Source organism: Pseudoalteromonas ostreae (assembly GCF_018069805.1).
GTDB classification, from domain to species: Bacteria; Pseudomonadota; Gammaproteobacteria; order Enterobacterales; family Alteromonadaceae; genus Pseudoalteromonas; species Pseudoalteromonas ostreae.
In genome coordinates, this window is the sequence record NZ_JAGPYN010000054.1 from 1 (window position 1) to 1,747 (window position 1,747).

Annotated in this window: 1 rRNA gene; it reads left to right on the forward strand. The window is 51.1% G+C overall.

The features are described from left to right. Window positions 1–1,725: ribosomal RNA gene (locus tag J7338_RS20450) — 23S ribosomal RNA — on the forward strand; the annotation flags it as partial. Window positions 1,726–1,747 lie beyond the last annotated feature (22 nt).

Below are 1,747 nucleotides of genomic sequence, written 5' to 3' on the forward strand. Positions count from 1 at the left end.
AGTGGTAGGGGAGCGTTCTGTAAGCGGTTGAAGGTGTACCGGGAGGTATGCTGGACGTATCAGAAGTGCGAATGCTGACATGAGTAACGATAATGCGGGTGAAAAACCCGCACGCCGGAAGACCAAGGGTTCCTATCCCATGTTAATCAGGGTAGGGTAAGTCGACCCCTAAGGCGAGGCCGAAAGGCGTAGTCGATGGGAAACGGATTAATATTTCCGTACTTGGTATAATTGCGATGGGGGGACGGAGCAGGCTAAGCAAGCATGGCGTTGGTAGTCCATGTGAAAGTGAGTAGGGCGTTTGTTTAGGTAAATCCGGACGAACATTAAACCTGAGACACGAGACGAGTCACCAAGGTGATGAAGTTGCTGATGCCATACTTCCAGGAAAAGCCTCTAAGCTTCAGATTATACCGAATCGTACCCCAAACCGACACAGGTGGTCAGGTAGAGAATACTAAGGCGCTTGAGAGAACTCGGGTGAAGGAACTAGGCAAAATCGTACCGTAACTTCGGGAGAAGGTACGCTCCTATCTGTGATGAGACTTGCTCTCTAAGCGGACGGGAGCCGCAGTGACCAGGTGGCTGGGACTGTTTATTAAAAACACAGCACTGTGCAAAATCGCAAGATGACGTATACGGTGTGACACCTGCCCGGTGCCGGAAGGTTAATTGATGGGGTTAGTTTTCGGACGAAGCTCTTGATCGAAGCCCCGGTAAACGGCGGCCGTAACTATAACGGTCCTAAGGTAGCGAAATTCCTTGTCGGGTAAGTTCCGACCTGCACGAATGGTGTAACCATGGCCACGCTGTCTCCACCCGAGACTCAGTGAAATTGAAATCGCAGTGAAGATGCTGTGTACCCGCGGCTAGACGGAAAGACCCCGTGAACCTTTACTACAGCTTGGCACTGAACATTGAACCTACATGTGTAGGATAGGTGGGAGACTTAGAAGATGAGACGCTAGTTTTGTTGGAGTCGTCCTTGAAATACCACCCTTGTAGTTTTGATGTTCTAACGTTGGCCCCTGAATCGGGGTTACGGACAGTGCCTGGTGGGTAGTTTGACTGGGGCGGTCTCCTCCCAAAGAGTAACGGAGGAGCACGAAGGTTGGCTAAGTACGGTCGGACATCGTACGGTTAGTGTAATGGTAGAAGCCAGCTTAACTGCGAGACAGACACGTCGAGCAGGTACGAAAGTAGGTCATAGTGATCCGGTGGTTCTGAATGGAAGGGCCATCGCTCAACGGATAAAAGGTACTCCGGGGATAACAGGCTGATACCGCCCAAGAGTTCATATCGACGGCGGTGTTTGGCACCTCGATGTCGGCTCATCACATCCTGGGGCTGAAGTCGGTCCCAAGGGTATGGCTGTTCGCCATTTAAAGTGGTACGCGAGCTGGGTTTAGAACGTCGTGAGACAGTTCGGTCCCTATCTGCCGTGGGCGTTTGAGAATTGAGAGGGGTTGCTCCTAGTACGAGAGGACCGGAGTGAACGAACCGCTGGTGTTCGGGTTGTCATGCCAATGGCATTGCCCGGTAGCTACGTTCGGAACTGATAAGCGCTGAAAGCATCTAAGCGCGAAGCAGGCCTCGAGATGAGTTCTCACTAGACTTTTAAAGTCTCTGAAGGGCCGTTGAAGACTACAACGTTGATAGGCAAGATGTGGAAGCATAGTGATATGTTAAGCTAACTTGTACTAATTACCCGTGAGGCTTAACCATACAACGCCAAACGCGTTTTATG